At 71.6% G+C, this 24,034-nt stretch carries 19 protein-coding genes and 4 pseudogenes; 10 read left to right on the top strand and 13 right to left on the bottom strand.

The window, feature by feature from the left end:
• Positions 1-70 precede the first annotated feature (70 nt).
• Positions 71-1,771 carry a VanW family protein gene (locus ACZ6EG_RS24130; protein ID WP_469607462.1) on the top strand — a complete coding sequence of 567 codons (1,701 nt, stop codon included), beginning with the start codon at positions 71-73 and terminating at the stop codon, positions 1,769-1,771.
• A 73-nt stretch (positions 1,772-1,844) separates the two neighbouring features.
• On the opposite strand, the gene ACZ6EG_RS24135 is transcribed toward ACZ6EG_RS24130, so the two are convergent.
• Positions 1,845-2,273, bottom strand: a complete 429-nt coding sequence (locus ACZ6EG_RS24135) for an HGxxPAAW family protein (protein ID WP_391969187.1) — start codon at positions 2,271-2,273, stop codon at positions 1,845-1,847.
• A 97-nt stretch (positions 2,274-2,370) separates the two neighbouring features.
• On the opposite strand from ACZ6EG_RS24135, the gene ACZ6EG_RS24140 reads away from it, so the two are divergent.
• Positions 2,371-2,874, top strand: coding sequence for a MarR family winged helix-turn-helix transcriptional regulator (locus tag ACZ6EG_RS24140; protein ID WP_391969188.1), 504 nt, complete (start codon positions 2,371-2,373; stop codon positions 2,872-2,874).
• 410 nt (positions 2,875-3,284) lie between these two features.
• Positions 3,285-3,365 (top strand): annotated as a pseudogene (locus ACZ6EG_RS24145) (GNAT family N-acetyltransferase); the annotation flags it as partial.
• A 19-nt stretch (positions 3,366-3,384) separates the two neighbouring features.
• Here ACZ6EG_RS24145 and ACZ6EG_RS24150 read toward each other — a convergent pair.
• A pseudogene (locus ACZ6EG_RS24150) lies at positions 3,385-3,543 on the bottom strand (GNAT family N-acetyltransferase); the annotation flags it as partial.
• 179 nt (positions 3,544-3,722) lie between these two features.
• Here ACZ6EG_RS24150 and ACZ6EG_RS24155 point away from each other — a divergent pair.
• Both ACZ6EG_RS24155 and ACZ6EG_RS24160 read left to right on the top strand, forming a co-directional pair.
• Positions 3,723-4,190: a MarR family winged helix-turn-helix transcriptional regulator gene (locus tag ACZ6EG_RS24155; RefSeq protein WP_391969189.1), complete on the top strand. Its 468-nt coding sequence runs from the start codon at positions 3,723-3,725 to the stop codon at positions 4,188-4,190.
• A 128-nt stretch (positions 4,191-4,318) separates the two neighbouring features.
• The gene (locus ACZ6EG_RS24160; RefSeq protein WP_469607467.1) at positions 4,319-5,656 is read left to right on the top strand and encodes a glutaminase; all 1,338 of its coding nucleotides are present in this window, start codon (positions 4,319-4,321) and stop codon (positions 5,654-5,656) included.
• A gap of 378 nt (positions 5,657-6,034) precedes the next feature.
• Here the strand turns inward: ACZ6EG_RS24160 and ACZ6EG_RS24165 are convergent, their stop codons facing one another.
• Positions 6,035-6,949 (bottom strand): MBL fold metallo-hydrolase, encoded by a 915-nt coding sequence (locus ACZ6EG_RS24165; protein WP_469607470.1) that lies wholly within the window; start codon positions 6,947-6,949, stop codon positions 6,035-6,037.
• Between the two features lie 406 nt (positions 6,950-7,355).
• Between ACZ6EG_RS24165 and ACZ6EG_RS24170 the strand changes: the two are divergent.
• A pseudogene (locus tag ACZ6EG_RS24170) lies at positions 7,356-7,645 on the top strand (AAA family ATPase); the annotation flags it as partial.
• Positions 7,625-8,116 (top strand): annotated as a pseudogene (locus ACZ6EG_RS24175) (NAD(P)-binding domain-containing protein); the annotation flags it as partial. The pseudogenes ACZ6EG_RS24170 and ACZ6EG_RS24175, both read left to right, overlap by 21 nt.
• 139 nt (positions 8,117-8,255) lie before the next feature.
• On the opposite strand, the gene ACZ6EG_RS24180 reads toward ACZ6EG_RS24175, so the two are convergent.
• From ACZ6EG_RS24180 to ACZ6EG_RS24200, 5 genes are all read right to left on the bottom strand, one after another.
• Positions 8,256-8,606, bottom strand: coding sequence for an ArsR/SmtB family transcription factor (locus tag ACZ6EG_RS24180; protein WP_391969192.1), 351 nt, complete (start codon positions 8,604-8,606; stop codon positions 8,256-8,258).
• A 9-nt stretch (positions 8,607-8,615) separates the two neighbouring features.
• Positions 8,616-9,098 (bottom strand): MarR family winged helix-turn-helix transcriptional regulator, encoded by a 483-nt coding sequence (locus ACZ6EG_RS24185; protein ID WP_391969193.1) that lies wholly within the window; start codon positions 9,096-9,098, stop codon positions 8,616-8,618.
• A gap of 137 nt (positions 9,099-9,235) precedes the next feature.
• Positions 9,236-9,973, bottom strand: a complete 738-nt coding sequence (locus ACZ6EG_RS24190) for a sigma-70 family RNA polymerase sigma factor (protein ID WP_391969194.1) — start codon at positions 9,971-9,973, stop codon at positions 9,236-9,238.
• Between the two features lie 142 nt (positions 9,974-10,115).
• Complete coding sequence (locus tag ACZ6EG_RS24195) at positions 10,116-12,929, bottom strand: helix-turn-helix transcriptional regulator (RefSeq protein WP_469607475.1); 2,814 nt, start codon at positions 12,927-12,929, stop codon at positions 10,116-10,118.
• Positions 12,930-13,131: 202 nt separating this feature from the next.
• Positions 13,132-13,491, bottom strand: a complete 360-nt coding sequence (locus ACZ6EG_RS24200; RefSeq protein ID WP_469607478.1) for a winged helix-turn-helix transcriptional regulator — start codon at positions 13,489-13,491, stop codon at positions 13,132-13,134.
• Between ACZ6EG_RS24200 and ACZ6EG_RS24205 the strand changes: the two genes are divergently transcribed.
• Positions 13,471-13,653, top strand: a complete 183-nt coding sequence (locus ACZ6EG_RS24205) for a nitroreductase family protein (RefSeq protein WP_391969197.1) — start codon at positions 13,471-13,473, stop codon at positions 13,651-13,653. The genes ACZ6EG_RS24200 and ACZ6EG_RS24205 overlap by 21 nt on opposite strands.
• Before the next feature lie 439 nt (positions 13,654-14,092).
• Here the strand turns inward: ACZ6EG_RS24205 and ACZ6EG_RS24210 are convergent, their stop codons facing one another.
• Positions 14,093-14,923: a helix-turn-helix transcriptional regulator gene (locus tag ACZ6EG_RS24210; RefSeq protein WP_469607482.1), complete on the bottom strand. Its 831-nt coding sequence runs from the start codon at positions 14,921-14,923 to the stop codon at positions 14,093-14,095.
• 139 nt (positions 14,924-15,062) lie between these two features.
• On the bottom strand, positions 15,063-16,529 hold the full coding sequence (locus tag ACZ6EG_RS24215) for an aldehyde dehydrogenase family protein (protein ID WP_469607485.1): 1,467 nt from the start codon (positions 16,527-16,529) through the stop codon (positions 15,063-15,065).
• A 420-nt stretch (positions 16,530-16,949) separates the two neighbouring features.
• On the opposite strand from ACZ6EG_RS24215, the gene ACZ6EG_RS24220 reads away from it, so the two are divergent.
• Positions 16,950-19,691, top strand: a complete 2,742-nt coding sequence (locus tag ACZ6EG_RS24220; RefSeq protein ID WP_469607488.1) for a helix-turn-helix transcriptional regulator — start codon at positions 16,950-16,952, stop codon at positions 19,689-19,691.
• A 75-nt stretch (positions 19,692-19,766) separates the two neighbouring features.
• On the opposite strand, the gene ACZ6EG_RS24225 is transcribed toward ACZ6EG_RS24220, so the two are convergent.
• Entirely contained in the window at positions 19,767-19,928 is a 162-nt protein-coding gene (locus ACZ6EG_RS24225; protein WP_469607491.1) for a hypothetical protein, read from the bottom strand.
• 302 nt (positions 19,929-20,230) lie between these two features.
• Between ACZ6EG_RS24225 and ACZ6EG_RS24230 the strand changes: the two genes are divergently transcribed.
• Positions 20,231-20,641 (top strand): OsmC family protein, encoded by a 411-nt coding sequence (locus tag ACZ6EG_RS24230; protein ID WP_391969202.1) that lies wholly within the window; start codon positions 20,231-20,233, stop codon positions 20,639-20,641.
• 20 nt (positions 20,642-20,661) lie between these two features.
• On the opposite strand, the gene ACZ6EG_RS24235 is transcribed toward ACZ6EG_RS24230, so the two are convergent.
• Positions 20,662-23,433, bottom strand: a complete 2,772-nt coding sequence (locus ACZ6EG_RS24235; RefSeq protein ID WP_469607495.1) for an ATP-binding protein — start codon at positions 23,431-23,433, stop codon at positions 20,662-20,664.
• Positions 23,434-23,669: 236 nt separating this feature from the next.
• A complete protein-coding gene (locus tag ACZ6EG_RS24240) occupies positions 23,670-24,011 on the bottom strand; it encodes a hypothetical protein (RefSeq protein WP_469607497.1) in 342 nt (113 codons plus the stop codon).
• Positions 24,012-24,034 lie beyond the last annotated feature (23 nt).

Genomic DNA, 24,034 nt, shown 5'->3' on the forward strand with positions numbered 1-24,034 from the left:
TTGACCCGCGGCGCTCCATTCACCGGGCCGCGGTGCCGGGTGGATGTCACATCAACCCTTCAGGAGACCCATGCGCCCGCGGACAGTGCCCTTCCCGCCCGTCGCCCTGGCGGGCGGCGCGCTGGCGGTCGGCCTCGGCGGCCTCTACCTCGTCGGGCTGCTGGTCACCGGCGGTGAGATCGAGGCGGGCACGACGGTGCGCGGCGTGGACATCGGGGGCCTGAGCCGCGAGGAAGCCACCCGGAGACTGGAGCGGCACCTGGTGGCGGGCGGCCCGCGGGAGCTGGCCGTACGGGTCGGCGACCGGAAGGCCGCGGTCGATCCGCGGGAGGCGGGGCTGGCCTTCGACCTCGGGGGAACTCTGGACCGGGCCACGTCCACCGGCGCCGACCCGGTCAGCGTGATCGGCGGGCTGTTCCGCTCGGGCGGCGAGATCGAACCGGTCGTGCGGATCGACGAGGACAAGGCGCGTGCGGCCCTCGGGAAGCTGGCCGGCAGGACCGACACGAAGGTCCGCGACGGCGCCGTCTCCTTCGACGACGGCCGTGTCGAGCAGGTCGCCCCGCGCACCGGCTACGCGCTGGACGTGGACGCCTCGATCGGCACGCTGCGCGCCCCCTTCCTGCGCGGCGCGGCGGACTCGGTCACGGCGCTGCCCGTGCGGGAGACCAGGCCCCGGGTCACGGCCGACGAGGTCCGGCGGGCGGTGCGCGCGTTCGCGGAGCCGGCGATGTCGGCACCGGTCACCCTCACCGCCGGCGGCAGGCGGTTCACGATCACCCCGGCCGTCCTGGGCCAGTACCTGACGATGCGGCCCGACGACACGGGCAGGCTCGCACCGAGGCTGGACGGCAAGGGTCTGCGTGCCGCGCCGGGGGTGGCCGACGCACTGAAGGGCCTGCCCGCCACCCCCCGGAACGCCCGCCTGGGCCTTCAGGGCGACAAGGCCGTGGTGACGGCCGACGCCAGGACCGGCGTGGAGGTCACCGACAAGGCCCTGGGCAAGGCGGTGCTGCCTCTGCTGACCAAGGCGGGCACCGCCCGCACCGGCGCGGTGGCCGCACGGGAGACGCGGCCGGAGGTCACCCGGGAGAACGCGGCACGCCTGGGGCTGACCGAGAAGCTGTCCTCCTTCACCGTCCGTTTCGAACCGGCCGCCTACCGCACGACGAACGTCGGCCGGGCCGTGGACCTCATCGACGGTTCCGTGGTCATGCCGGACGAGACCTGGAGCTTCAACCGGACGGTCGGCGAGCGCACCGAGGCCAACGGCTTCGTCGAGGGCGTCATGATCTACGACGACCAGTACCGGAAGGCGCCCGGCGGCGGCGTCTCCGCCGTGGCCACCACGGTCTTCAACGCCATGTTCTTCGCGGGCGTCAAGCCCGTCGAGTACGGCGCCCACTCCTTCTACATCGAGCGCTACCCCGAGGGCCGTGAGGCGACGGTCGCCTGGGGCAGCCTGGACCTCAAGTTCGCCAACGACTCCGGCAAGGCCCTCTACATCGAGGCCGAGTCCACCGACACCTCGCTGACCGTCAACTTCATCGGTACGAAGAAGTACGACGAGATCACGTCGGTCAAGGGTCCGCGCTCCGACGTGCGGGAACCGGAGACGAGGACGAGCACCGACGAGCAGTGCGTGCCGCAGACCCCGCTCGAGGGCTTCGACGTCACCGTCGAGCGGGTCTTCCACGACGACGGACGGGAAGTACGACGCGAACCGTTCCGCACGCACTACTCCCCGCGCGACGAGATCATCTGCGACTAGCGCTGCGGGGCAGCGCACCCGCACGCGCGGGCGGGACGACGGGGGTCGCGCGGACGGCCCGGGCGGCTCGCCTTCAGATCGCGGCGCTCGCCTCGGGGGCGATCTCCCCCGCTCGGCCACGGGCCGGTGTCCGGTGACCCTCGGCGTCGACGTGCGTCGTCGCTTCGGCGGCGACGGTTGCGGCGGGGGCGGCACGTCGGCCACGTCCGGCCAGCCGGCATCCGGCGCAGCCGGGGTGGCCTTCCGCGGCGGCCGCGTCCCTCACACGCCAGTCGCGCTCGGAGAAGGGCCTGGGCCCGCCGGCCTTGCCCCACCCGGCCAGGTGCAGCACCCAGGTGACGCAGGCCGCGAGGACGATGAGGCCCGCTCCCAGCGCGACTCCCGGGTACCACGCGGTGACCATCGACCCGCCGGACACCACGCTTCCCGCGAGCGCCGTACCGGTACCCGTCCAACCGGCGACGGTGTGGCCGTGGTCGTGGCCGCTGTGGGTTGGGTTCATGACGTGCTCCCGTGGCTTTGTATCTTCGGCAAGAACACCGAGAGGGCAAGACTCTTAGCTTCTAAGCTAAGTTTCTTAGATACTAAGGAGATAATTGGTGAAGGGCAAGCCGCGTCACGACGCGACAGCACAGGAGGCGCTGGACGCGATGGATCGCATGGTCGCCCTCGCCCTGGTGTCCCAGCACGACATCGCCCAGAGGCTCGGCCTGAACGTCACCGACCTGACATGCCTGGGTCACGTCATCGGCGCCGGACCACGGCACCTGACCGCCGGTGACCTGGCGCAGCACGCCAACGTGACCACCGGTGCGATCACCGGAGTGATCAACCGTCTCGAACGTGCCGGCTATGTGAGCAGGCAACCGGATCCCGCGGACCGACGACGGGTCCGGGTGGTCCTGGACGAGCACGCCGCTGCCCGGGTCTTCGCCGTCTACGGCCCGCACTACCGGCGCCTGGCCGAGCTCGCCGCCGACTACACGCCGCAGGAGACCGCCGTGCTGGCCGACTGGTTCACCCGGGCGAGGCAGGCCATGGAGGAGTCACTCGACGAGATCCGCGAGCCCTCGTCCGCCGGACCGGACGGTCCACGCCCCTGACCACCACCACGCACCGCGGGAACCGCCCGCACCGCCACCGTCACCGTCACCGGGGTGGCCGCCCCGGACGGCGCCTGCCGAGCCGGCCACCGCCCGAGCCGGAAACCCCGGTGCGCGAGCTGCGCGTCCGCATCAGCCGCGGGACGCCGGGGCGGCTGTCGCTCGTCCGTTCACCGCCCCTCCCCCGGCGCACGCGGAAGGCACCTGCGCCGGCCGCCGGCACCGCCGCCTCCACGGCCCGTTCGGGGAGTTCGTGGTCCGGACGGGCGCGCGGGAAGCGCAACCGCGCTCGACGAGGAAGACTCACGGGTGGCGTACCGGTCCCGCCCGGAGCCGCGTCCGCCCCCCCCTGGGACAGCGTGCGCCGCCCCCGCGCCGCACGCCCTCGCCTTCGGGCGCTGACCACCTGACCCTTCTTCGCGGGCTGGATCAGCCGGCATCCCGAGTACCAGGACCTGCTGTACCAGTCTCGCAGCAAGGTCGGTGACTGAGGAGCCGGGCACCCGGCGGAACCCCCGCGCCCTCGTACACCGCTTCGACCTCGGTGTGCACGAACGCGACGAGTTCCGCCGTACGGATGTACTCCGCGACGCCCGCCACCCTGGACTCCCCGTCGACACGGGCTTCATAGCGCTTCGCCTCGGGCACATCGCTCACTTCGAGCGTCATGTGTGCGTCCTCCTCGTGGGGTCCGATCCCGCTCGACCCGCTGAATCCCGTGCGCCAGGACGTCACCCCGACCTCATGATGTTGACACATCAACGTGTTCGTGCCGGGAGCAGCACCGGCGGAGGTTACGTCACCGCCACCGGTAGATGAGGTGTCAACGATCTCGTTAGACTGCCGCCATGGACGCACAGCCGCGCTGGCTCGACCCGGAGCAGAAGGCCGCCTGGGACAGCTTCATCCGCATGCAGGAGAAACTCATCGGACGGCTGTCCCGACGCGTCCAGGTCGACTCCGGACTGTCGGCGGCGGACTATGTGGTGCTCGTCAGCCTCACGGAGAGGGGCAACGGGCGGATGCGCTTCCTCGATCTGGCCAAACTCGTCGAGTGGGAGAAGAGCCGGATGTCCCACCAGGTCACGCGGATGGCGAAACGCGGGCTCGTGGCGAGGGAGGAGTGCCCCGACGACGGACGCGGAGCGTTCATCGTCGCCACCCCGGCCGGCTACGAGGCGATCGAGGAGGCCGCGCCACAGCACGTCGAGCACGTCCGTCGCCTCTTCGTCGACGCCCTCACCCCGAACCAGCTCAACACGCTCGGCCGGCTCTCCCAGCGCATCCTGGACCACATGGAGAAGCAGCCGGACTGACCGGAGCCCCCCCCGACAGCGCGGCTGACGCGTCACCAAGCACGCGAGGGCACGAGCAGACGCAGCGGAGGACAGCCGGACGAACCGTCGTGCCCTGATGCCCGACGGGAAACGTGCAGGGAGGACCAGTGCGGCCGATCATCCCCGACTATCTGGCAGAGGTACTGCGAGATGTGGAGTCGGACATGTCAGGAGAGCCGGCGGGGTACATCCCCGAGCTGGCGGCAGCGGACCCCGACCGCCTCGGCGCGGCCTTCGCCATGCTCGACGGAGAGGTCTACGGCGCCGGTGACATCGATACCGAGTTCACCATCCAGTCGATCTCCAAACCGTTCGTCCATGCGTTGGCCCTGGCCGATCACGGATTCGCCCCCGTCCTCGCCAAGGTCGGCGTCGAGCCGTCCGGCGAGGCATTCAACGAGATCTCTCTCGAGACCGGGACCGGGCGCCCCCGCAACCCCATGATCAACGCGGGCGCGATCACCGTGCACTCGCTGGCCGGCGCGGAGGACCTCACTCCGGAGCAGCGTGTGGAACGCGTGCGCCAGGGCCTCTCGGCGTTCGCCGGTCGCCGGCTCACGATGGACGACGCGGTATGCGCCTCGGAGATGGAGCACGCGCACCGCAACCTCGCCATCGCCCACATGCTCCGCAGCCACGATGTCCTCACCAAGGACCCCGAGGCCGTCGTGGAGGGCTACACCCGCCAGTGTTCCGTGCTCGTCACCACACGCGATCTGGCCATCATGGCCGCGACCTTGGCCAACCGCGGGACGAACCCCCTCTCGGGCGAGCAGGTGGTGCCGGAACCGGTGGTGCGCCAGGTGCTGAGCGTCATGTTCAGCTGCGGCATGTACGACGCCGCCGGTGACTGGGCTACCCAGGTCGGCATCCCGGCGAAGAGCGGGGTGGCGGGCGGCCTGATCGGCGCGCTCCCCGGACAGATCGGCATCGCGACGTTCTCACCACGACTGGATCGTCACGGGAACAGCGTGCGCGGGGTGTCCCTGTTCGAACGCTTCTCCTCGGACATGGGACTGCATGTGATGGAGACCCCCGCCGCCGCGCGTGCCGTCGTGCGGTCCCACCATGTCGTGGGCAGCGGACCGGACGCGCCGCGGGTCCTGCAACTCCAAGGCGGCATCGGCTTCGCCGGAGCCGAGAGAGTTGTCCAGGAAGCCATGACCATCCCCCCTTCGGACACGAGGGTGGCCCTGGACCTGACCCTGGTCCATTCGATCGACGACGTGGCACGGCGCGTGCTGCTGGAGGTCGCACGCCGGCTGACGCTGAGCGGCCACGACGTCTACCTCGTCGACCCGGAATCGGCCATGGCCGATCCCGACCCCGGAGACGGTGGCCGAGTCACGGTCGTGAACACCATGGACCAGGTCGTGAACCCGACGCGGGACGACCTCACGCGGACAGGGCTCCGGGCAGCCGGTCGTCCCGGGCCACGGTCATGACCTCCTGCGGCACGCCGTCGGGGTTGTCGTCGTCCGGCGGCATCGCCGAGACCGCGAGGGCGGACCGGTAGCCGGAGCGTCGTGATCCGCGGCGCTCCGGTGGCCGCGTACGCCGTGGTCCCGGCATGGATCGAGGACGTCCGAGCCCCTCCGCCGCGGCTGTGACGCGGCCGCCCGCCGGGCGAAGCCCTCCCTCGTCGGCGTGGGTCCACTGATGCCGGGCTGGACGCCGTGCCCGCCGATCAGGCCGCTGTCAGGCCTCGGGGGATCGGGACGCGCGGCCGGGGTGGCGCGGGTAGGTTGCGGCGGCTCGCCGCAGCTCCCGCATCCGCCCCGTCCAAGCCCTCATGCCGACGGAATCACCAGCGAAGCCGAGGCTCAGTAGTCCCAGACCGTCGGCACGAAACGGAAGGCGTTGCCGGTGGTCGCCACGTGGCAGACGGACGGGAACGGCAGGTGGCTGGCCATCAGGTGCTCACCGCTCGCCGCCATCTCCTTCAGGAGACGCATCCGGACCCGAGCCGACTCCTCGGGGTCGTGTTCGAAGCCGTTGTACCAGCCAGGCTGGTCGAACCCGCACTGGAACACGGCGTCGCCAGCGAACGTCAGCCGCTCTCCGCCCGACTCCAGGCGGACGATGCTGTGGCCGGGAGTGTGACCGCCGGTGCGCTTGATCAGTACTCCCGGCGCCACCTCGTACTCGGTCTCGAACGGCCGCAACTGGCCGCGGTACACGTCCAGGAACCGTGAGGCGGTCCTCACCAGTGTCTCGGGCACCGGTGTCGGCATGGCGGTGCGGGAGAAGTCGGGCGCTTGCCAGAACTCGGCTTCCGCAGCGGCCAGGTGGACCCGAAGATCCTTGCGCAGTCGGCCCCTGAGTCCCTCGACGAGCAGTCCCCCGATGTGGTCCATGTGCAAGTGGGTGAGCACCACGTCGGTGACGGACCCGGGATCGATCCCGGCGGCGTCCAGCCTCATGGCCAGCTGCCCCGCCCGGGGGAAGCCCGGGAACTCGGTACCCAGCCCAGAGTCGATGAGGATGGTCCGGTCCCCGCTGCGTACCACGGACACGTTCAGCGGGTAGTCGATCACCTCAGGCGGCAGGAAGTTGTCGCTGAGCCAGGCCGACAGCTCGGCCTTGTCAGCGTTGGTGGCCAGCGTCTCAGGGTTGATCGCCAGCACCCCGTCGCTGATCACCATGACATCGATGTCGCCCACCTTCAGCGCGTAGCGCGACGGAACTGCCTCGTCCCTCATCGGTGCTTCCGGGCGTGTGACGTTGATCTGGTTCATGTTGTCGTCCTTCTGGAGACCGTCGAGCGAATCATCGACGAAGTGACGAGGTCACTCCGCCCTACTCCCTCCAAGACCGGTCAGGATCAACTCTTGTGACGGCTCATCACAAAATCTGCACAAACCTGAGGCCTTCATCGGAACAGCCTCACATCATGATCATCTTGGCTACACGGGCAGACCGTTGAAACGCTCCGCCGTCCACGCCGTCCCGCTCGTCATCCGCCTACGGTGGTGGCGTCTGCACTCAGCTTCGCAGCCCTCCTCCTCCCGGGCCTGGCCGACGTCGCAGACACTCATGACGCCGCACACGGGGCGGGCGGTGCGCGTGGCTCCGACGCCACACCAGCACAGGACCTCGACCTGAGGCGAACATGCACAACAGCCTGGGCCCGGAGCCGGCCGGTTGCGCGGCCGTCGCGGCGAGTACGACGCGCTCGACCGGTTGACCGCACGGTAACGTCCGGACGCAGCGCCGTCCTGCTCGTACGCGGTGAAGCGGGCATCGGAAAGTCCGCCTTGCTGGATCACTACGCCGATCGGTTCTCCCGGCACCGGATCGTCGGGAAAGCCGGTGTCGAGTCCGAGAGGGAGCTGCCCTTCGCTGGCCTGCATCAGCTGTGCGCCCCCTTCCTCGGACATCTCGACAGACTCCCCGTGCCCCAGAGCGGAGCCCTGGCCACGCCGTTCGGCATCCAGGGCCGCAAGGTCGCGGTCATCGGCTACGGCAGCCAGGGCCACGCCCACGCCCTGTCGCTGCGCGACTCCGGCGTCGACGTGCGCGTCGGTCTGCACGAGGGCTCCAAGTCCAAGGCCAGGGCCGAGGAGCAGGGCCTGCGCGTGGTGAGCCCGTCCGAGGCCGCCGCCGAGGCCGACGTCATCATGATCCTCGTCCCGGACCCGATCCAGGCCCAGGTCTACGAGGAGCACATCAAGGACAACCTGAAGGACGGCGACGCGCTGTTCCTCGGTCACGGCCTGAACATCCGCTTCGGCTTCATCAAGCCCCCGGCCGGCGTGGACGTCTGCATGGTCGCCCCCAAGGGCCCGGGCCACCTGGCGCGCCGGCAGTACGAGGAGGGCCGCGGCGTTCCCTGTATCGCGGCCGTCGAACAGGACGCCTCCGGCAACGCCTTCGCGCTGGCCCTGTCGTACGCGAAGGGCATCCGTGCGCCACCTCGTCCGCGTGCGCGATGTGGTGGGTCGCAATGCGGTCGCGCTGATAGGCGTACATGCCCTCGACCGCCCCGGCGTCAGCCCTCTGCGCCACCGGGCGTGCCCGTGCGGCGCGGAGTGCTTTACGCGCTCACACCTGCTCGTCCCGCTCGGTGACGTGTTCTCCGACGTGGTCGGCGCCGGCGGCGGACAGCAGCGCCGGCAGAAGGCCGGGGAAGCGCGTCTCCAGGGCGTCACCTCGCAGCGTCACGAAGCAGCGTGTGCCCTCCTGGCGAGTCTGAGTCACACCCGCCTCACGCAGCATCTTGAGGTGATGGCTGAGCGTGGACTTGGCGACGGGAGCACTGAACTGCCCCCACCCTCTCTCGGCGCCGTCGGACAGGATTCGGACGATTCCCAACCGCGTCGGATCGCTGAGCACCCCGAGCAGGCGAGGCAGGGAGATCTCGCTGTCCGAGGGTGACGCGTGGTGGTTCGGCATACGGCCATGTTACCGAACGTTCGGCTCCTGTCGAACATGGGTGCTCACGCCGTCGCTCATCCCTCCACACAGGTAGCGGAGCAGGTCCTTGTCCGTCTCCTCGACGCGGAGCTGGCGCACGACCTCCTCGACCGCCTGGCTCAGAAGGGGAGATCCCCGCCGCAACACGTCGTACGCGACGGCGGTGAGTTCGATCTCGATGCTCCGGCGGTCGTTGGACGCGGTGTGCGTGGTGATCAGGCCGCGTTCCTGCAAGCGTGTGACCAGGCGGCTGGTGGCGGACTGGCTCAGTCCCGTCCCGTTGGCCAGGTCGCTCAGATAGAGCAGTCCCGTACCGGCTGCCACCCCCTCGCTCAACGTGCGAAGGGCGTAGAACTCGCTCACGCCCAGGCCCAGATGCCGGTGGAGGTGTCGCTCCATACGGGCTTCGATCCGGCGGTGGACGCGGGTCAGCCTGTTCCACTGTGTGATCAACCTGGCATCGTCGTTCATGGGTGGTGGCCTCCCTGCCGTCCCTAGGAAGACAAGACGGAGGCCGCCGTTGTGACAACAGAGGGGCGGCCGGGCGCGATCCGGCGGCGCGACCCCGCCCGCCCCGTCCGGAGCGGGCCCCGCTTCGCCGCTCGTCGTCACGCGGCGTGCCGGGCCGGGACGTGCGCCGGACCGGCCGGCCTGCGGGACGGCGGCGTCAAGCGGCGCACCCGCTCCTCGGGGACGAGCAGTCGTACGAGACCGTCGAGGTCGCCGGTGTCGGCGGCGGTCCTGAACGCGGTGACGAGACGACGGTGCGACTCGGTGGGGATCGGCCGCACGCGCTCGCTGTCGAGACGGGCCTGAGCGCGGTGGACCACCACGCGTGCGTTCGGGGCACTGATCCGCAGCAGCTTCGCGAGTTCCGCATAGGTGTAGTCGAAGCCCTTGCGCAGCACATAGGCGGCCAGCCGGTCCGGCGTCAGCCTGGCCATGAGCAGGGCCAGGGCCGACTCGATCGCCGCGGTCCGCTCGGCGCACAGCATGGGGTCGTCGGATGAGGCATGGTCATCGAGATCGGCGAAGCTCGGTTCGGACGGCGTCTCGTGCCGGCGCCGTCCCGACTGGATGACGTTGATGGCCAGGCGGGTCGTGGTCGTGGTCAGGAACGCGGCCGGGTTCTTGACCTCACCGCGGTCGGTGAGCTGCCAGCGCACCCACGCCTCCTGGACCACGTCCTCGGCTCCCGAGGCGTCGCCGACGATCCGGTAGGCGATGCTGAACAGTCGGTTCCGCTGGGCCAGGAAAACGTCGAGGGCGGTGTCCAGGTCGCCCTCGGCAGGCCGGGCGGCCGGGGTGCCGGCCGGCGTGGTGGTCTCCGGACTGGGCGCGGACATCGGGACTCCTTCGGGTGAACGGACGCCCCTCCAGGGCGATGGGTCCACCCTCCGTCCGCGGCACCCCCCATCGCGCCCTTGGTGTCCGTAGTCGAGTCCGTGGGCTGCCCGACCGGGGCCCCGGGGGCCAGGGCCTACGGACTCAGCCGGCACGCACCATGCTCTCGTCGTTCCGGTGCGTGGGCGGGGTGCTCGCCAGGGCACCGGGCAGCGCGCGGCGGGAATTGATCCCGAGCTTCGTGTACACCTTCCGCAGGTGCCACTCCACGGTGTGCGGGCTGATGAACAGCTCCGCGCCGATCTTCGCGTTCGTCATGCCGTCGGCGGCGAGCGTGGCCACCTGTGACTCCTGGGGGGTGAGCGCACTGGTCACCGTGGTCTCCCGTGCCCTGACGTGCTCCCCGGTGGCGAGCAGCTCGCGGCGGGCCCGCTCCGCGAAGGCGTGCGCCCGCATGCCGTCGAACATCGCGTGAGCGGTTCGCAGGTGCTCGCGGGCCAGCGATCGCTGGTGGGTACGGCGCAGCCACTCCCCGTACAGCAGGTGGCTGCGGGCCACCTCCACGGTGACGCCGCCGCGCCCGAACCCCGAGATCGCCGCACGGTACAGGCGCTCGGCCTCCTCGCCGTCGGCGAGAAGGGCCCGGCTACGGGCCGTGGCGCCGAGGGCCCAGCCGGAGTCGGCCGCGCGGGTGAGATCGACCAGCCGGTCCAGTGAGGCTCTGGCCTGGTCCAGCTCACCGCACCGGGTGGCGGCCTCGACGTGCTCGATCAGTGACAGACCGACGAAGTTGAACCCGTCGTGCTCGATGCCGGTACGCGCGGCCTCCATGGCCTCCTCGTACCGTGCCAGACCGTTGTACAGCACTCCCTGGATGTAGCCCATGGCGCCCAGCAGGGACACCTCGCCCCGCTGGTCGGCCCGCTGCCTGGCCTCCTCGATGATCCCGGAGGCGACGTCCGCCTCACCCCGCCAGGCGGCCAGGACCAGCGTCGCGTACTTGTGCGGCGCGTGACCGGTCGCGGCGGCCAGGGCGTCGGCCTCGTCGATCATCCTGTCCGCCTCGGCGAAGTCGCCGTAGTGGATGTGCACCCCACCGGCGTAGACGAGGGCCGGCGGCAGCGCGCCGAGCGCGCCGATGTCTCGGGCCAGGCGCACCGCACGATTGGACAGCGTGTCCCACGCGCGCAGGTCCCAGGCGTAGTGGATGAACGCCTCCAGTGCGACCGGTACGAGCAGGAGCCAGCGCACGGTGGCCTCCCGTGTGCGCAGCTCTTCGGTGGCCAGCAGTTCCAGGGCGCCGCGCAGCGCCGACACGCCGGTCTCGTAACCGTCCGTGAGGAGCGCGGCCACGCCGTCCAGGAGCAGGTCGGCGGCCCCGGAGCCGGAAGGGGGTGCACCGGACGCGCGGGCGGCGATAGCGGCGGCACGGGCCCCGGCTGGACCGTGTACGCGGCCCGCGAAGATGGTGGCACTGATCGCCTCCAGGTACGTCTCCCGCGCCAGCGGCGAACCGGCGACGGTGAACTGCGCGGCCGCGTCGAGGAGCAGGGGCGCCGCCTCGTCGCTGCGGCTGCGGGCGAAGAGGATCCTGGCCCGCAGCCGCGCCAGGCGAGCGCGGTCCAGCGGACTCAGGGGACACAGTTCGGCCACCGTCGCGAGCTCCGTGGCCCGGTCGGGCGCCGCAGCCGAGAAATGTGCCTCCGCTGCCGCCAAAGCGCGGCGCCCGCGTGGCCGGCGGTCCGGTGTCACCTCGGCGGCGCGTTCCAGCAGTACCGCCTCGGCCGCGATGCCCCCGCGTTGCCGGGCGCGGTCGGCCGCGCGTTCCAGTCCCGCGGCGACCTCCTCGTCCGGTCCGTCCGCGGCCTGGGCGGCGTGCCAGGCGCGCCGGTCGGGGTCCAGGACCGGGTCCGTGGCGGCGGCCAGGGCCCGGTGCACCGATCGGCGTGCTTCGGGTGCGGCTTGGTGGTAGACCGCTGAGCGGACCAGCGGATGCCGGAACCGGATGGACTCGCCCAACTCGATCAGACCGGCGACCTTGGCCGGAGCGGCGAAGGGGGTGATCTTGAGCATGGCGGCCGCGCGGGCGAGCAGCCGGGCGTCACCGACCGGTTCCGCCGCGGCGATCAGCAGCAGCGTCCGCGTCGCCTCCGGCAGCGACCCGAGCCGCTGGGCGAAGTCCCGCTCGATCCGGCTCGCGACCGGGCCCTGGACGATCGGGTGACCGGACGCGTCCAAGCCGTAGGCCAGTTCCGCGGCGCTGCGGCCCCGCGAGAACTCCAGCAGGGCGAGGGGATTGCCGTGCATCTCGGCCACGAACCGGTCCCGGACCCGCTTCTCCAGTCGCCCGCCGACGGCCGTTTCCAGGAGTTCCCCCGCGGCGGTGGCGTCGAGGCCGCCTATGCGCAGGGCCGGCAGACCGGTCAGTGCACCCTCTCCTTCGGGGTCGCGCACGGCGAACACCATCGCGACCGCCTCGGCAAGCAGTCTCCTCGCGACGAACTCCAGTGTCTGCAGGGAGACTTGGTCCAGCCACTGCGCGTCATCGATCAGGACGAGCACCGGTCGCGCCTCCGAGACACGGGTGAGCAGCGAGAGCACGGCGAGACCGACCAGGAAGCGGTCGGGCGGATCCCCGGCCGCCATGCCGAACGCCACACGCAGGGCCTCACGTTGGGGTGCCGGCAGGTCGTCCAGCTCGTCGAGGAACGGCGCGCACAGTTGGTGCAGGCTCGCGTAGGGCAGCTCCATGTCCGCCTCGATGCCCTGCGCGCGGGTCACCTTCGTCCGTGATGCCTGCGCGGCCAGGTACTCCAGAAGCACCGTCTTCCCGATGCCCGCTTCGCCGCGGATCACCAGCACCCGGGACCCGTCTTCACGCAGGCCTGCCAGCAGATCGTCGAGTGCCGCGCGCTCGCGGTGCCGGCCGACCAGGTCCGGAATCGGGCTGGCGATCATGCGCATGACTCCCTAGGTGCTCCGGGGACGGCGAACTCCCGCAACGAATGCCGGAAACGAACCCTTTCAACGATACTCGGAGCTCAGACAACACGTTGTGTCTACACCTTGTGACACACTCCACGTGAGAGTTGGTGCCGAGGCTGTCACACGGAGGCCCGCAGCCCGGTCGGCACCCTCACGTCATCGCGGCGACGACGGGCTAACCGCGGCCGCCGCCCCAAGAGGTCGACGTGTCCGGGAGGTGCCGGGACGCCCATCCGGCCAGCTCGTTGAGGATGGGCATCAGAGCCGTCCCGTTCGGAGTGAGACGGTAACGCACCGCGACGGGCGGGCCGGGCTCCACCTCGCGTTGCGCGAGACCGGCGGCGGACAGCTCGGAGAGTCGCTCCGAGAGGACCGAGTCGCTGATGCCCTCCACCGCGCGCCGCAACTCGGCGAAGCCCAACGGTCCGTGCTGGAGGGTGGCCAGGATGACGCCGTTCCACCACTTGCCGAGAAGGCCGAACGCCTTGCTCAGCGCACCGTCACAGGCCGCCGGATGGTGCTGCTCCGCCTCCACGCCGCCCGCATCGGCCGATCGAGTCCGTTCCCGGACTCCTCCCCCGCGTCCCCCACCGAGGCCGCCGCCGCGCTTTTCACCGACGCCTGCACCGCGTACGCCTTCGCCGACACTCCGGTCGACGACGCGACGCTCACCGGCATCTGGGAGCTCGCCCGCTGACCACCGACCGCCGCGAACACCCAGCCGCTGCGCGTCCTGTACGTCCGTACGGCCGAGGGCAAGGAGCGCCGCTGCCGCACCTCGACGAAGGGAAACGGCCTAAGTCGGCCTCGGCGCCCGTCGTCGCGGTCCTCGCCGCGGACCACCGCTTCCACGAGCACCTCCCGCACGTCCTGCCCATCCGCCCGGAGATGAAGGAGCACTTCGAGAGCGAGCCCGCCCAGCGTGAGGTCATCACCTCGTTCAACGGACCGCTTCAGGCCGGTTACTTCACCCTCGCCGTCCGCGCCCTCGGCCTGCCGACACCGGCTGGCGCTCCCTCCTCGTCGTCAACATCGGCCACCAGGCCGGACCTCCGTCGTTCGACCGCATGCCACGGCTGGCCCACGGGCACGCCCTCGACTGGGCCTGACCCCCGGCAGACGTGAGGACCGCTCCTTCAGAAGACCGGCAGGAGGGACAGCAGTCGTAGGTTGGTGTGGCTCTCCGTCCCCGGCGTCGCGGTGTAGACCACGAGCCGCTGGGAGTGGTCGGGATCGATCAGCGTCTGGCAGTGCAGTTCGAGGGTTCCGACCTGTGGGTGCACGAAGCGCTTGGAGGCGCAGTACGGCCCCAGCACGGGACGTTGCCGCCACAGGCCGGCGAACTCGGGACTCTCCCGGTTCAACGCGTCCACGAGCGCGGCGGCACCCGAGTCACCCCCGTCGCGGGAGTAGGCGCTGTGGAGGTCGGCCACCATGAGACGGCTCTGCTCGGCGTGATCGCTCGCGGGGTGGACCAGACGGGCGGCAGGGTCCGTGAACCAGCGGTAGTGGGAACTGCGGGCCAGTCCCGTGTGGGCCGTCTGGTCACCCAGCAGGGCCATCGCGGGACGTGTTTGGCTCAGCGTCTCGCCCAGGTGGTTCATCACCTGGGCGGGAGTGTCCTCCAGCCGGTCCAGAATGCGCATCATCCCGGGGGAGACGTGATCGCCGCGTCGCGCACGGCCCGGCAGGGCGTGCCCGGCGAGCTGGAAGAGGAGATCGCGTTCCTCCAGTGACAGGCGCAGGCCGCGGGCCATCGCGGTGAGCATCTGCTCCGAGGGGTGCGGGCCTCGCGGCTGCTCCAGCCGGCTGTAGTAGTCCACCGACATGTCGCACAGGGCCGCGACCTCCTCGCGACGCAGCCCTCCGGTACGCCTGCGGCGGCCGCGGGGCAACCCGACGTCCTCGGGTTGCAGGGCCTCGCGGCGTGCCCGTAGGAAAGCGGCCAGCGCCGCGCGGTCTGCCATGGTCGTCCTTTCGCACCGGACCGTGCCGCGGCCGGGGTGCACTGCCGCGACTCGGTGGATCAACGAGGTGAACGTCGTACCCGGGGTGCCTCATTCCCGGCGGACATTGTGTTGTGCACGGACACAGTGGTGTGGTGTGTCAGCGTGTGATCGCCTTGGTCTCCAGGAACTCCTCGAGGCCCGCACGGCCCATCTCCCGGCCGTTGCCGGACTGCTTGTATCCGCCGAACGGTGCCTGGAAGTTGTGCGGGCCGCCATTGACGTCGACCTGGCCGACACGCAGTCGCGCGGCGATCGCCATGGCGTGGTCCTCGTCTCCGGTCACCGCGGCGCTGAGGCCGTAGACCGTGCCGTTGGCGATCTCGACGGCGTGATCGTCGTCGGTGTAGGGGATGACGACGAGGACGGGGCCGAAGATCTCCTCCTGGGCGATGACCGACTCCGGTGCGACGTCGGAGAAGATCGTGGGCCTGACGTAGGCGCCGGTCTTGAACCCCTCAGGTCGGCCGGGGCCGCCCGTCACGAGGGTGGCGCCGTCGGCGATGCCGCGCCGGATGTAGCCGTCGACGCGTCGGCGCTGGGTCTCCGAGGCGAGTGGACCGATCCGCGTGGCCTCGGCGGCCGGATCACCGACCACGTACTCCTGGGCGGCGGTCCGGAGCTTGTCGACCACGGTCGCCTGGAGGTCCTCGGGCACGAGCATGCGCACGTAGGCACCGCAGGCCTGGCCGGCGTTGGCCCAGGCGAAGGCGAGTCCGCGGGTGACGGCGGAGTCGAGGTCGGCCTCGGGCAGGATGATGTGGGCCGCCTTGCCCCCCAGTTCGAGTGCGACCCGCTTCACCGTGGCGGAGGCGGCGGCGGAGACGCTCTTGCCGGCGCGGGTGGATCCTGTGAAGGAGATCATGTCGATCTTCGGGTGGCCGGACAGGGCCTCACCGACGACCGGGCCGGTTCCCTGCACCACGTTGAACACACCGTGCGGGAGCCCGGCCTCCGTCGCGATCTCCGCGAACATACGGGCGCTGAGGGGAGACAGCTCCGACGGCTTGAGGACGACACTGTTGCCCGCCAGCATCGCCGGGACCACCTTCGTCACCAACTGCTGCAGCGGGAAGTTCCACGGTGTGATGGCGCCCACCACTCCGATGGGTTCGCGGACGACGAGCGAGTTCTCGACCGTCTCGCTCCACTCGAACTGCTCGGCCGCGGCGATCGCGGCCAGGGTTGACGCGACCGGGAATCCGGCCTGCGCCTGCCGGGAGAAGACGATGGGGGCGCCCATCTCCAGGGTGATGGTGGCCGCCAGTTCCTCGCTCCGCTTCTGCAGGCCTTCGGCCAGGCGTCGCATGACGTCCGCCCGGTGCTGCGGGGGCGTCGAGGCCCATCCGGGGAAGGCGCCGACCGCGGCGTCGACTGCCATGTCCACGTCGTCGGCGGTGGCCTCGTGCAGGTGGGCGATGATCGATTCGTCGGCGGGGTTCACCACGTCGATCAACGGTCCGGAGCCGGTGACGGCACGGCCGTCGATCCAGTGGGAGGGAGTCGGGAAGGGAGTCCTGGTGCTTTCGTTCATGTCGCCCAGCGAACACCGCGCGGCGCGGAGCATCCATGCTCTCCCGTGCCCATGATCCGGGTCACAGGACCGTGCGAGCGCGGCACTGCCGTGGGACGTCCCGGCTGGGGCGCGAGGCGCCGCCCGCCGCTCCCGGCCCGCACCACGAGGGCCTGGCCGACCGGTCGCCGGCGCCGTCCAGGCCCGTGCTCCCGAAGGCGTCCAGCGTGATCCATGTCCAGGTCCTGGGCCGTGACGGACCTGCCGCCCCGCGCCTGCCTCTCCTGGACACTGTTGGCGCGCGCGAGGGCGGCACGCACCGCTCGGGAGACGTCACCGGCGTCGTCCAAACGTTCTGCCCTCTTGATGAGACGGATCTCCGTTCTGTGACAGCCGCCGCGAAGACGGCCGCGGAAGCCGCCCCGGTTCCGGCCGCACGCCGTGTTGTTATGCTCGCCGCGTGTGGGGGGCTGCGTGAACGGGGTCGGTCCGGAGCGGCTGCGTGGTCGGCGCCGTGAGTACGAAGTGCTGGACGGGCTGGTCTCGGAGGTGGAGGCCGGTCGCAGTGGCGTGCTGGTTCTGCGCGGCGACGCCGGCATCGGGAAGTCCGCCCTCCTGGATCACCTGGCGGCACGCGTCACCGCGCACCGGGTCGCCCGGGGAGCCGGTGCCGAGTCGGAGATGGAGCTTCCGTTCGCGGGGCTGCACCAGTTGTGCGCGCCCTTCCTCGGGCACGCCGGCTCCCTCCCGGCGCCGCAGGCGGAAGCGCTGGCCACGGCGTTCGGGGTGAGCGCGGGGCCGCCCCCGGACAGGTTCCTGGTCGGTCTGGCCGTACTCGGGCTGCTGACCGACGTGGCCGCCCGGCGACCGCTGTTCTGCCTCGTGGACGACGCCCAGTGGCTCGACCGCGTCTCCGCGCAGACGCTGGCGTTCGTGGCGCGAAGGATGCTCGCCGAACCGCTGGCTCTGATCTTCGCCACCCGTGAGCAGCGGGGACGCGACGACCTGGCCGGCCTGCCCGAGCTGACGCTGCACGGGCTGGACGACGCCGACGCCCGCGCGCTGCTGGACGCGAGCGCCGAAGGCCCGATGGACGAGCGGATCCGCGACCGCATCCTCGCCGAGGCTCGCGGCAATCCCCTCGCGCTGCTGGAACTCCCCCGCTTCCGCGTCGACGCGGAAGCGGTCGAGGGGTCCGCTCCGCACGGTCCCGTAAGAGTGACCGGCCGTATCGAGCGGAGCTACCTCGCGCGGGTCCGCTCGCTCCCCGAGCCGACCCAGCGCCTGCTGCTGGCGGCCGCCGCCGAGCCGGTCGGTGACGTGCCGCTGCTCCTGAGCGCCGTCGAACGACTGGGCGTCGACCCGGACGCGGTGGAGCCCGCGGTGACGGCGGGGCTGCTCGACGTCGGCACGCTGGTGCGTTTCCGGCATCCGTTGCTGCGCTCCGCGATCTACCGGTCGGCCGGGCTCGTGGAGCTGCGGGAGGTGCACCGGGCGCTGGCCGAAGTGACGGACCCCTGCCTCGACCCCGACCGCCGTGCCTGGCACCTCGCGCGGGCCACGGTCCGGCCGGACGAGTCCATCGCCGCGGAACTGGAGTCGTCGGCCGGACGGGCGCGGGCGCGGGGCGGCACCGCCGCGGCGGCCGCGTTCCTCGCCCACGCGGCCGTACTGACGCCGCACCCGCGGCGCAAGGCGACGCGTGCCCTCGCCGCGGCTCAGGCGAAGCTGCGTGCCGGTGCGCCCACCGCGGCGCGCGACCTGCTGGAGCTGGCACGGACCGGCACGCTCGACGAACTCGGCCGGGCCCGCGCGGATCTCGTCGAGGCCCGGATCTCCTTCGTCTCCAGCCGCGTGGACGAAGCGCTCCCCAGGCTGTTGGCCACCGCGCGACGCCTGGTCCCGCTCGATGTGGGCCTGGCCCGCGAGACCTTCCTGGACACCCTGTCGGCCGCCATGTTCGCCGGGCGCCTCGCGTCCGAGGCGCACGTACGCGAGGTGGCGGCAGCCGCGCGCGGGACGACCCCGCCCCGCACGGGACCGCCGCGCAACGCCGATCTGCTGCTGGACGCCCTCACCACCCGTTTCCTCGACGGGTACCGCGAGGCGGTCACCGTCTCGCGCGACGCGGTACGCGCGTTCCGCCGGGAGACCGAGCCCGACGAGGTACTGCGCTGGTCGTGGGCGGCTTCGGCACTGGCGGCCGAGATGTGGGACCACGAGGGCTGGACCGAACTGGTCACCCGCCACGTGCGCACCGCCCGTGCCGTCGGAGCGCTGACCGAGTTGCCGCTCGCGCTCAATTCACGGGTGGTCGTCCACACGACCGCCGGTGAACTGGACGCGGCGGCGCTGCTCATCGCGGAGACCGGCCGGGTCCAGGAGGCGGTCGGCAGCGGCTTCTCGCCGTACGGCACGATGACGCTCGCCGCCTGGCAGGGGCGCGTGAGCGAAGCCGCACCGTTGATCAAGGCCGGCACGGAGGAGGCCCTCGGCCGCGGTGAGGGCATCGGGGTGGCCGTCGCGTGGCGGGCGGAGGCCGTGCTCCTCAACGGCCTGGGCAGGTACGAGGAGGCGCTGGACGCCGCCCGTCGGGCGAGCGCGCATCAGCAGGACCTGGTCGCGGCCGGCTGGGGGCTGGTCGAGCTGGTGGAGGCCGGGGCGCGCAGCGGCCGGCTCGACGTGGCCGAGGCGGCACTGGCCCGGTTGACCCGGGACACGGACGCCGCCGCCACGGACTGGGCACTGGGCGTCCAGCTGCGCTGCCGCGCCCTGCTCAGTGACGGAACGGCGGCCGACGAGCTGTACCGGGAGGCGATCGAGCGACTCGGCCGCACCCGGGTCGCCATGGAGACGGCTCGAGCGCGTCTGCTGTACGGGGAGTGGCTGCGGCGGGAGGGCCGCCGCGCCGACGCCCGTGCGCAGTTGCGGACGGCCCACGCCCTGTTCACCCGGTTCGGCGCGCAGGCGTTCACCGAACGCGCCGTCCGCGAACTGCGGGCCACCGGCGAGACGGTGGCCCGCCGCGACTCCGCCGCCGTGGCGGTGCTCACCCCTCAGGAGAGCCAGATCGCGCGCCTGGCCCGGGACGGGCTCACCAACTCCGAGATCGGCGCCCAGTTGTTCCTGAGCCCGCACACCGTGGAATGGCATCTGCGGAAGGTGTACGCCAAGTTGGGCATCACCTCCCGGCGCCTCCTGAGCACGGTCCTGTGAACGGCGCTGACTGACCGGGTGTCAGGCCGCCCGGAGGGACGCGAGATGGGCCTCGAACGTCCGGCGGCCGCGCAGCTACTCACCGCGTGGCAGCAGGCCACTCATGGGCATGGCCTTGCCGACCTTGCCCGGGAGCGTCACGGGCACGACGAGGCGGCGTCGGCCCCGCGCACGCGCGATGCGAGGCGCCATGTCGACGATGTCCAGCTGGCCGGGCCCCGCGATCTCGGCTGCCATACCCGCCGGTCACCGCGTCGTTGCCGGACGGTTTCCCGGCCAGGCCCGCGCCGGTGGTGAGGTCCACGCCGTGCGAACGGGCGAAGACCACGGGTGTGTCCTCCGGCCACGGCCACCCGCATGTGCTGCTTCCTCCCGCCGACATGGTTGGTGCGCCACACCCTGGTGACAGGACACCCGCCCCGTCTGTGGCACCCCCTCACCGGCCAACTGTCACAGGCGCCCGCGCCGCTCGGTCACTGCGGAAGAGGGACCTGTCGGCCCCTGGCCCGGTCCCCGTACCCCGGCCGAGAGGAAGACCCATGACCACGCGCATCGTGACCGTCGCCGAAGGCGGACGGCTCACCCGTTCCGTCTCGATAGGCACGCACCACCTGACCGCCGACGAACCCGAGCCCATCGGCGCCGACGAGGGCCCCACCCCGGGCGAGCTGCTGCTGGCCGCGCTGGGATCCTGCACCTCCATGGCCGTGCGGGCTCTGGCGGACCGGCACGACTGGCCACTGGAGCGGATCGACGTGGCCGTGCGGTTCGGGAAGCGGGGTGGTGACATCGTCAAGAACGTCGGGCTGACCGGTGACCTGGAGCCCGCTCAGCGGGAGCAGTTGCTGGCGGCGGCCGGGCGCTGTCCCGTCCACCGCCTGCTGGCCCGGGAGGCGACGATCGTCACGGTGCCGGCGCTGCTGGCGGAACCGGAGGCGTCGCACGTCTGAGCCGGCCCTCCTCGGGCGGGTCAGGGCGTGGTCGCCATCGCCTCCAACCGCACCGAGCCGATCTCCTTGCGGGAGGAGACGCCGAGTTTCGCGAAGACCTTGCGCAGATGCCATTCGACCGTGTGCGGGCTGAGGAAGAGCCGCGCGCCGATCTCCGGGTTGGTGAAACCTCCCTGCACGAGCCGGGCGATCTCGACCTCCTTCGCGGTGAGGACCGCGGTCTCCGCCGCGGCGCGCCCGCGCACCTCGACGCCGACGGCCTTCAACTCGCGTCGGGCGCGTTCCGCGAACGCCTCCGCCCCGGCGGCGTCGAGTATCTCGTGTGCCTCGCTCAGCCGGGTACGCGCCTGCGCCCGTCGCCGTTCCAGGCGCAGCCACTCACCGTGCCGAAGCCGTGCGCGGGCGCTGTCCATCCGGACCCCGGCCGTGTCGAGCCACTCGATCCCTTCCCGGTGCAGGGCGTCGGCCGTCTCGCCCTCGCTCACCAGGGCGCGCGTGGCGGCGGAGATGCCGAGCGCCCAGGGAGTGCCGCTGACCTGGGCCATCTCCTCGATCGTCCGTACGGCCTCGGCCGCCCGCTCGGTACGCGCCAGGCGCACGGCCGCCTCGACGAGTTCGACCCGGGACGGGAGGGACAGGCCCAGCTCCTGCGGGTTCTCACAGCCGCGCTCGGCCGCGGCGTAGGCCTCCTCGTACCTGCCGAGACCGTTGTAGAGGACGGCGGCGGCCCATTGGGTGGCCGTCATCACCTTGCCCTCCCCGCGCAGGAGGCGGTCCTGGGTAAGGGTCTCGATCGCTTGCCGGGTGGTGGACTCCCGCCCTCTGAAGGGCTCCAGGACGAGTGCGCCGTAGTGGGCGAAGAAGCTGCTGCCCGTGGCTTCGCCGATCGCGTTCGCCTCCACGGTCAGGGAGGCGGCGCCGCGCAGGTCGCCGGCGAACACCCGGTTCGACAGGCGCAGCAGAAGGGCCGAGGGCAGCACGGCGAGCGCTCCGTTGCCGCGGGCCAGGTCGACCAGCCGCGCCGACAGCTCGGACCAGGCGGCGAAGTCCCAGGTGTTGTGCGCCATGCGGCACGCGAACGGCAGCCAGCCCAGGCCCTCCTCCCGGGAGGGTTCCCCTTCCCGGAACGCCGCCACGGCGTCCAGGAGGATCGGCGCGCCCACCGCGTAGCCCTCGGTCACCACCCGGGCGAGACCGGTCAGAAGGCGGGTCTCCCGGCTCTCGGTGCCGGTGTGGCCCGGCGTGCTGAGCACCGCCTCGGCGACGTCACGGACCCCGCCCGTGGCCAGTCGGCCCGCGGTCAGGGCCGCGTAGATCGCGTCCCGGTACGTCTGGTCGGCGAGTGCGGAGTCGAACGGCTGGAGCCGCTTCGCCGCTTCGAGCAGCAGCGGCAGTCCGGCGCTGGCGCTCTTGGCCGCCGACATGATCTGCCCGCGCAACAAGGTCGCGCGTGCGGCTCCGACCTCGTCGAGAGGGCTCAGCTCCGCCGCGTCGACCAGTTCCCGCGCGGTGTCGAAGGCGCCCGCCTGGTACTTCGCCTCCGCCGCGGCGAGTGCCCTGGCTCCGCGGCGCACCGGATCGGGGGTCAGCTCGGCGGCTCGGTCCAGGAAGGCCGCCGCCGCGGCGACACCACCGCGCGCGTGCGCTCGCCCGGCGGAGCCCTCCAGTTCGGCGGCGACGTTCTCGTCCCGGCCCGTCGTGGCACTCGCGAGGTGCCAGACACGGCGTTCGGGATAGAGCGTGGCGTCGATCGACTCGGCCAGCGCTCCGTGCACGCGCCGGCGTTCCTCGAGCCCGACGGCGCGGTACGCCGCGGAGCGCACCAGTGGGTGGCGGAAGCGGACCCAGGCGCCGAGGGCCAGCAGACCCGACGCCTCGGCTTCGGTTGCGGCGCGGTCCACGTCGATGCCGAGGCGTTCGGCGGCGCTCCGCAGCAGGGACACGTCGCCGACCGGCTCGGTTGCGGCGATGAGCAGCAACTGCTGTGTCTGCGCCGGGAGGGACTGGATACGGCGGAGGAAACCCGCCTCGATCTGGCTGGACAGGGGACGGCTCTCCGGTACGCCGAATCCTCCGGCCATCTCTAGGAGGGACAGGCCGCGCGGCAGCTCCATCAGGGCCAGCGGGTTGCCGCGCGTCTCCGCGACGATGCGGTCGCGTACCCGCTGGTCGAGCGGGCCGGTGACGACCGAGTCGAGGAGCTGGCGGGAATCACGCTCGCCGAGTCCGCGCACGACGAGCTCCGGAAGACCCGCGAGCACCTCGCGGGAGCCGGACTCGCGGACGGCCAGGACCAGTAGGACGGGTTCGGCGAGCAGCCGTCGGGCGACGAACTCCAGCGTCTGGGCCGAGACGCGGTCCAGCCACTGCGCGTCGTCGACCAGGCACAGCAACGGCTCGTCGCCGACGGCGGCGGCGAGCAGACTCAATGTGGCCAGGCCGACCAGGAACCGGTCGGGAGCGTCACCGCCCTGCAGTCCGAATGCCGTGCGCAGGGCGTTGCGCTGCGGCTCGGGGAGACCGTCCAGGTGGGAGAGCAGAGGTGCGCAGAGCTGGTGCAGCCCGGCGTGGGAGAGCTCCATCTCGGACTGCACGCCGACCGCTCTGACCACGCGGCACCCGGCGGCCCGGTCGAGCAGGTGGTTCAGCAGCTCGGTCTTGCCGATGCCCGCCTCACCGCGCACCACCAGCACTCCGCTGCGGCCGGCCTTGGCCTGCGCGAGGAGGTCGTCGAGGACCTTGCACTCGTCCTGCCGCCCGATGAGCTCGGTCCGTGCGCCGTCCCTCACCATGGCAGCCTCCCGGCTGTCACGATACCCCGGCGTTTCACTGTCCGTAGAGCTGTCTCAAACTGATTGTCGAAACTCGCGCGAAAGGCGCTCGGACCCGGTGAGTCCGATGCCCCTGTCTGCCCCCGCCTCTGCCTTCTTCTGCGCTCCCGTCTTCCCGACCTCGCGTTCCGGCCGGGGCCGGCTGGCCGGAAGCCGCCGCTACGGATCCTGCGGTGACCTGGTGCCGCGTCGGTGGATCAGGTCATCGATCCCACGACGACCGCTGTGCACACGAAGATCGTCAGGCCGATCGCGGTCATGGCTGTCAGCGTGCCTCGCAGCCAACGGCCGAACCGGAGGCGGTGCGCCGCCTCGGCCGCGCCGATGCGCTCCGCGATGTGCTCGGTCACCATGCGGGCGACGTGCTTCTGTTCCTCCAGATACCACCGCTCCAGGTCCCTCCGCTGCCCGCAGGTCAGCCCGTCTGCCCTCGCCGTGAAGGCGGACACCCGCCGACGGGCGGCACTGAGGTGCGCCTCGCGGTACAGAAACGCCTGTATGTCGGCCAGCCCGCGAGCGGCCTGCTTGGTCGTGTTCATGAGGTACTCCCGTGCCACTCCGG

Source organism: Streptomyces sp. NPDC041968, from assembly GCF_055589025.1.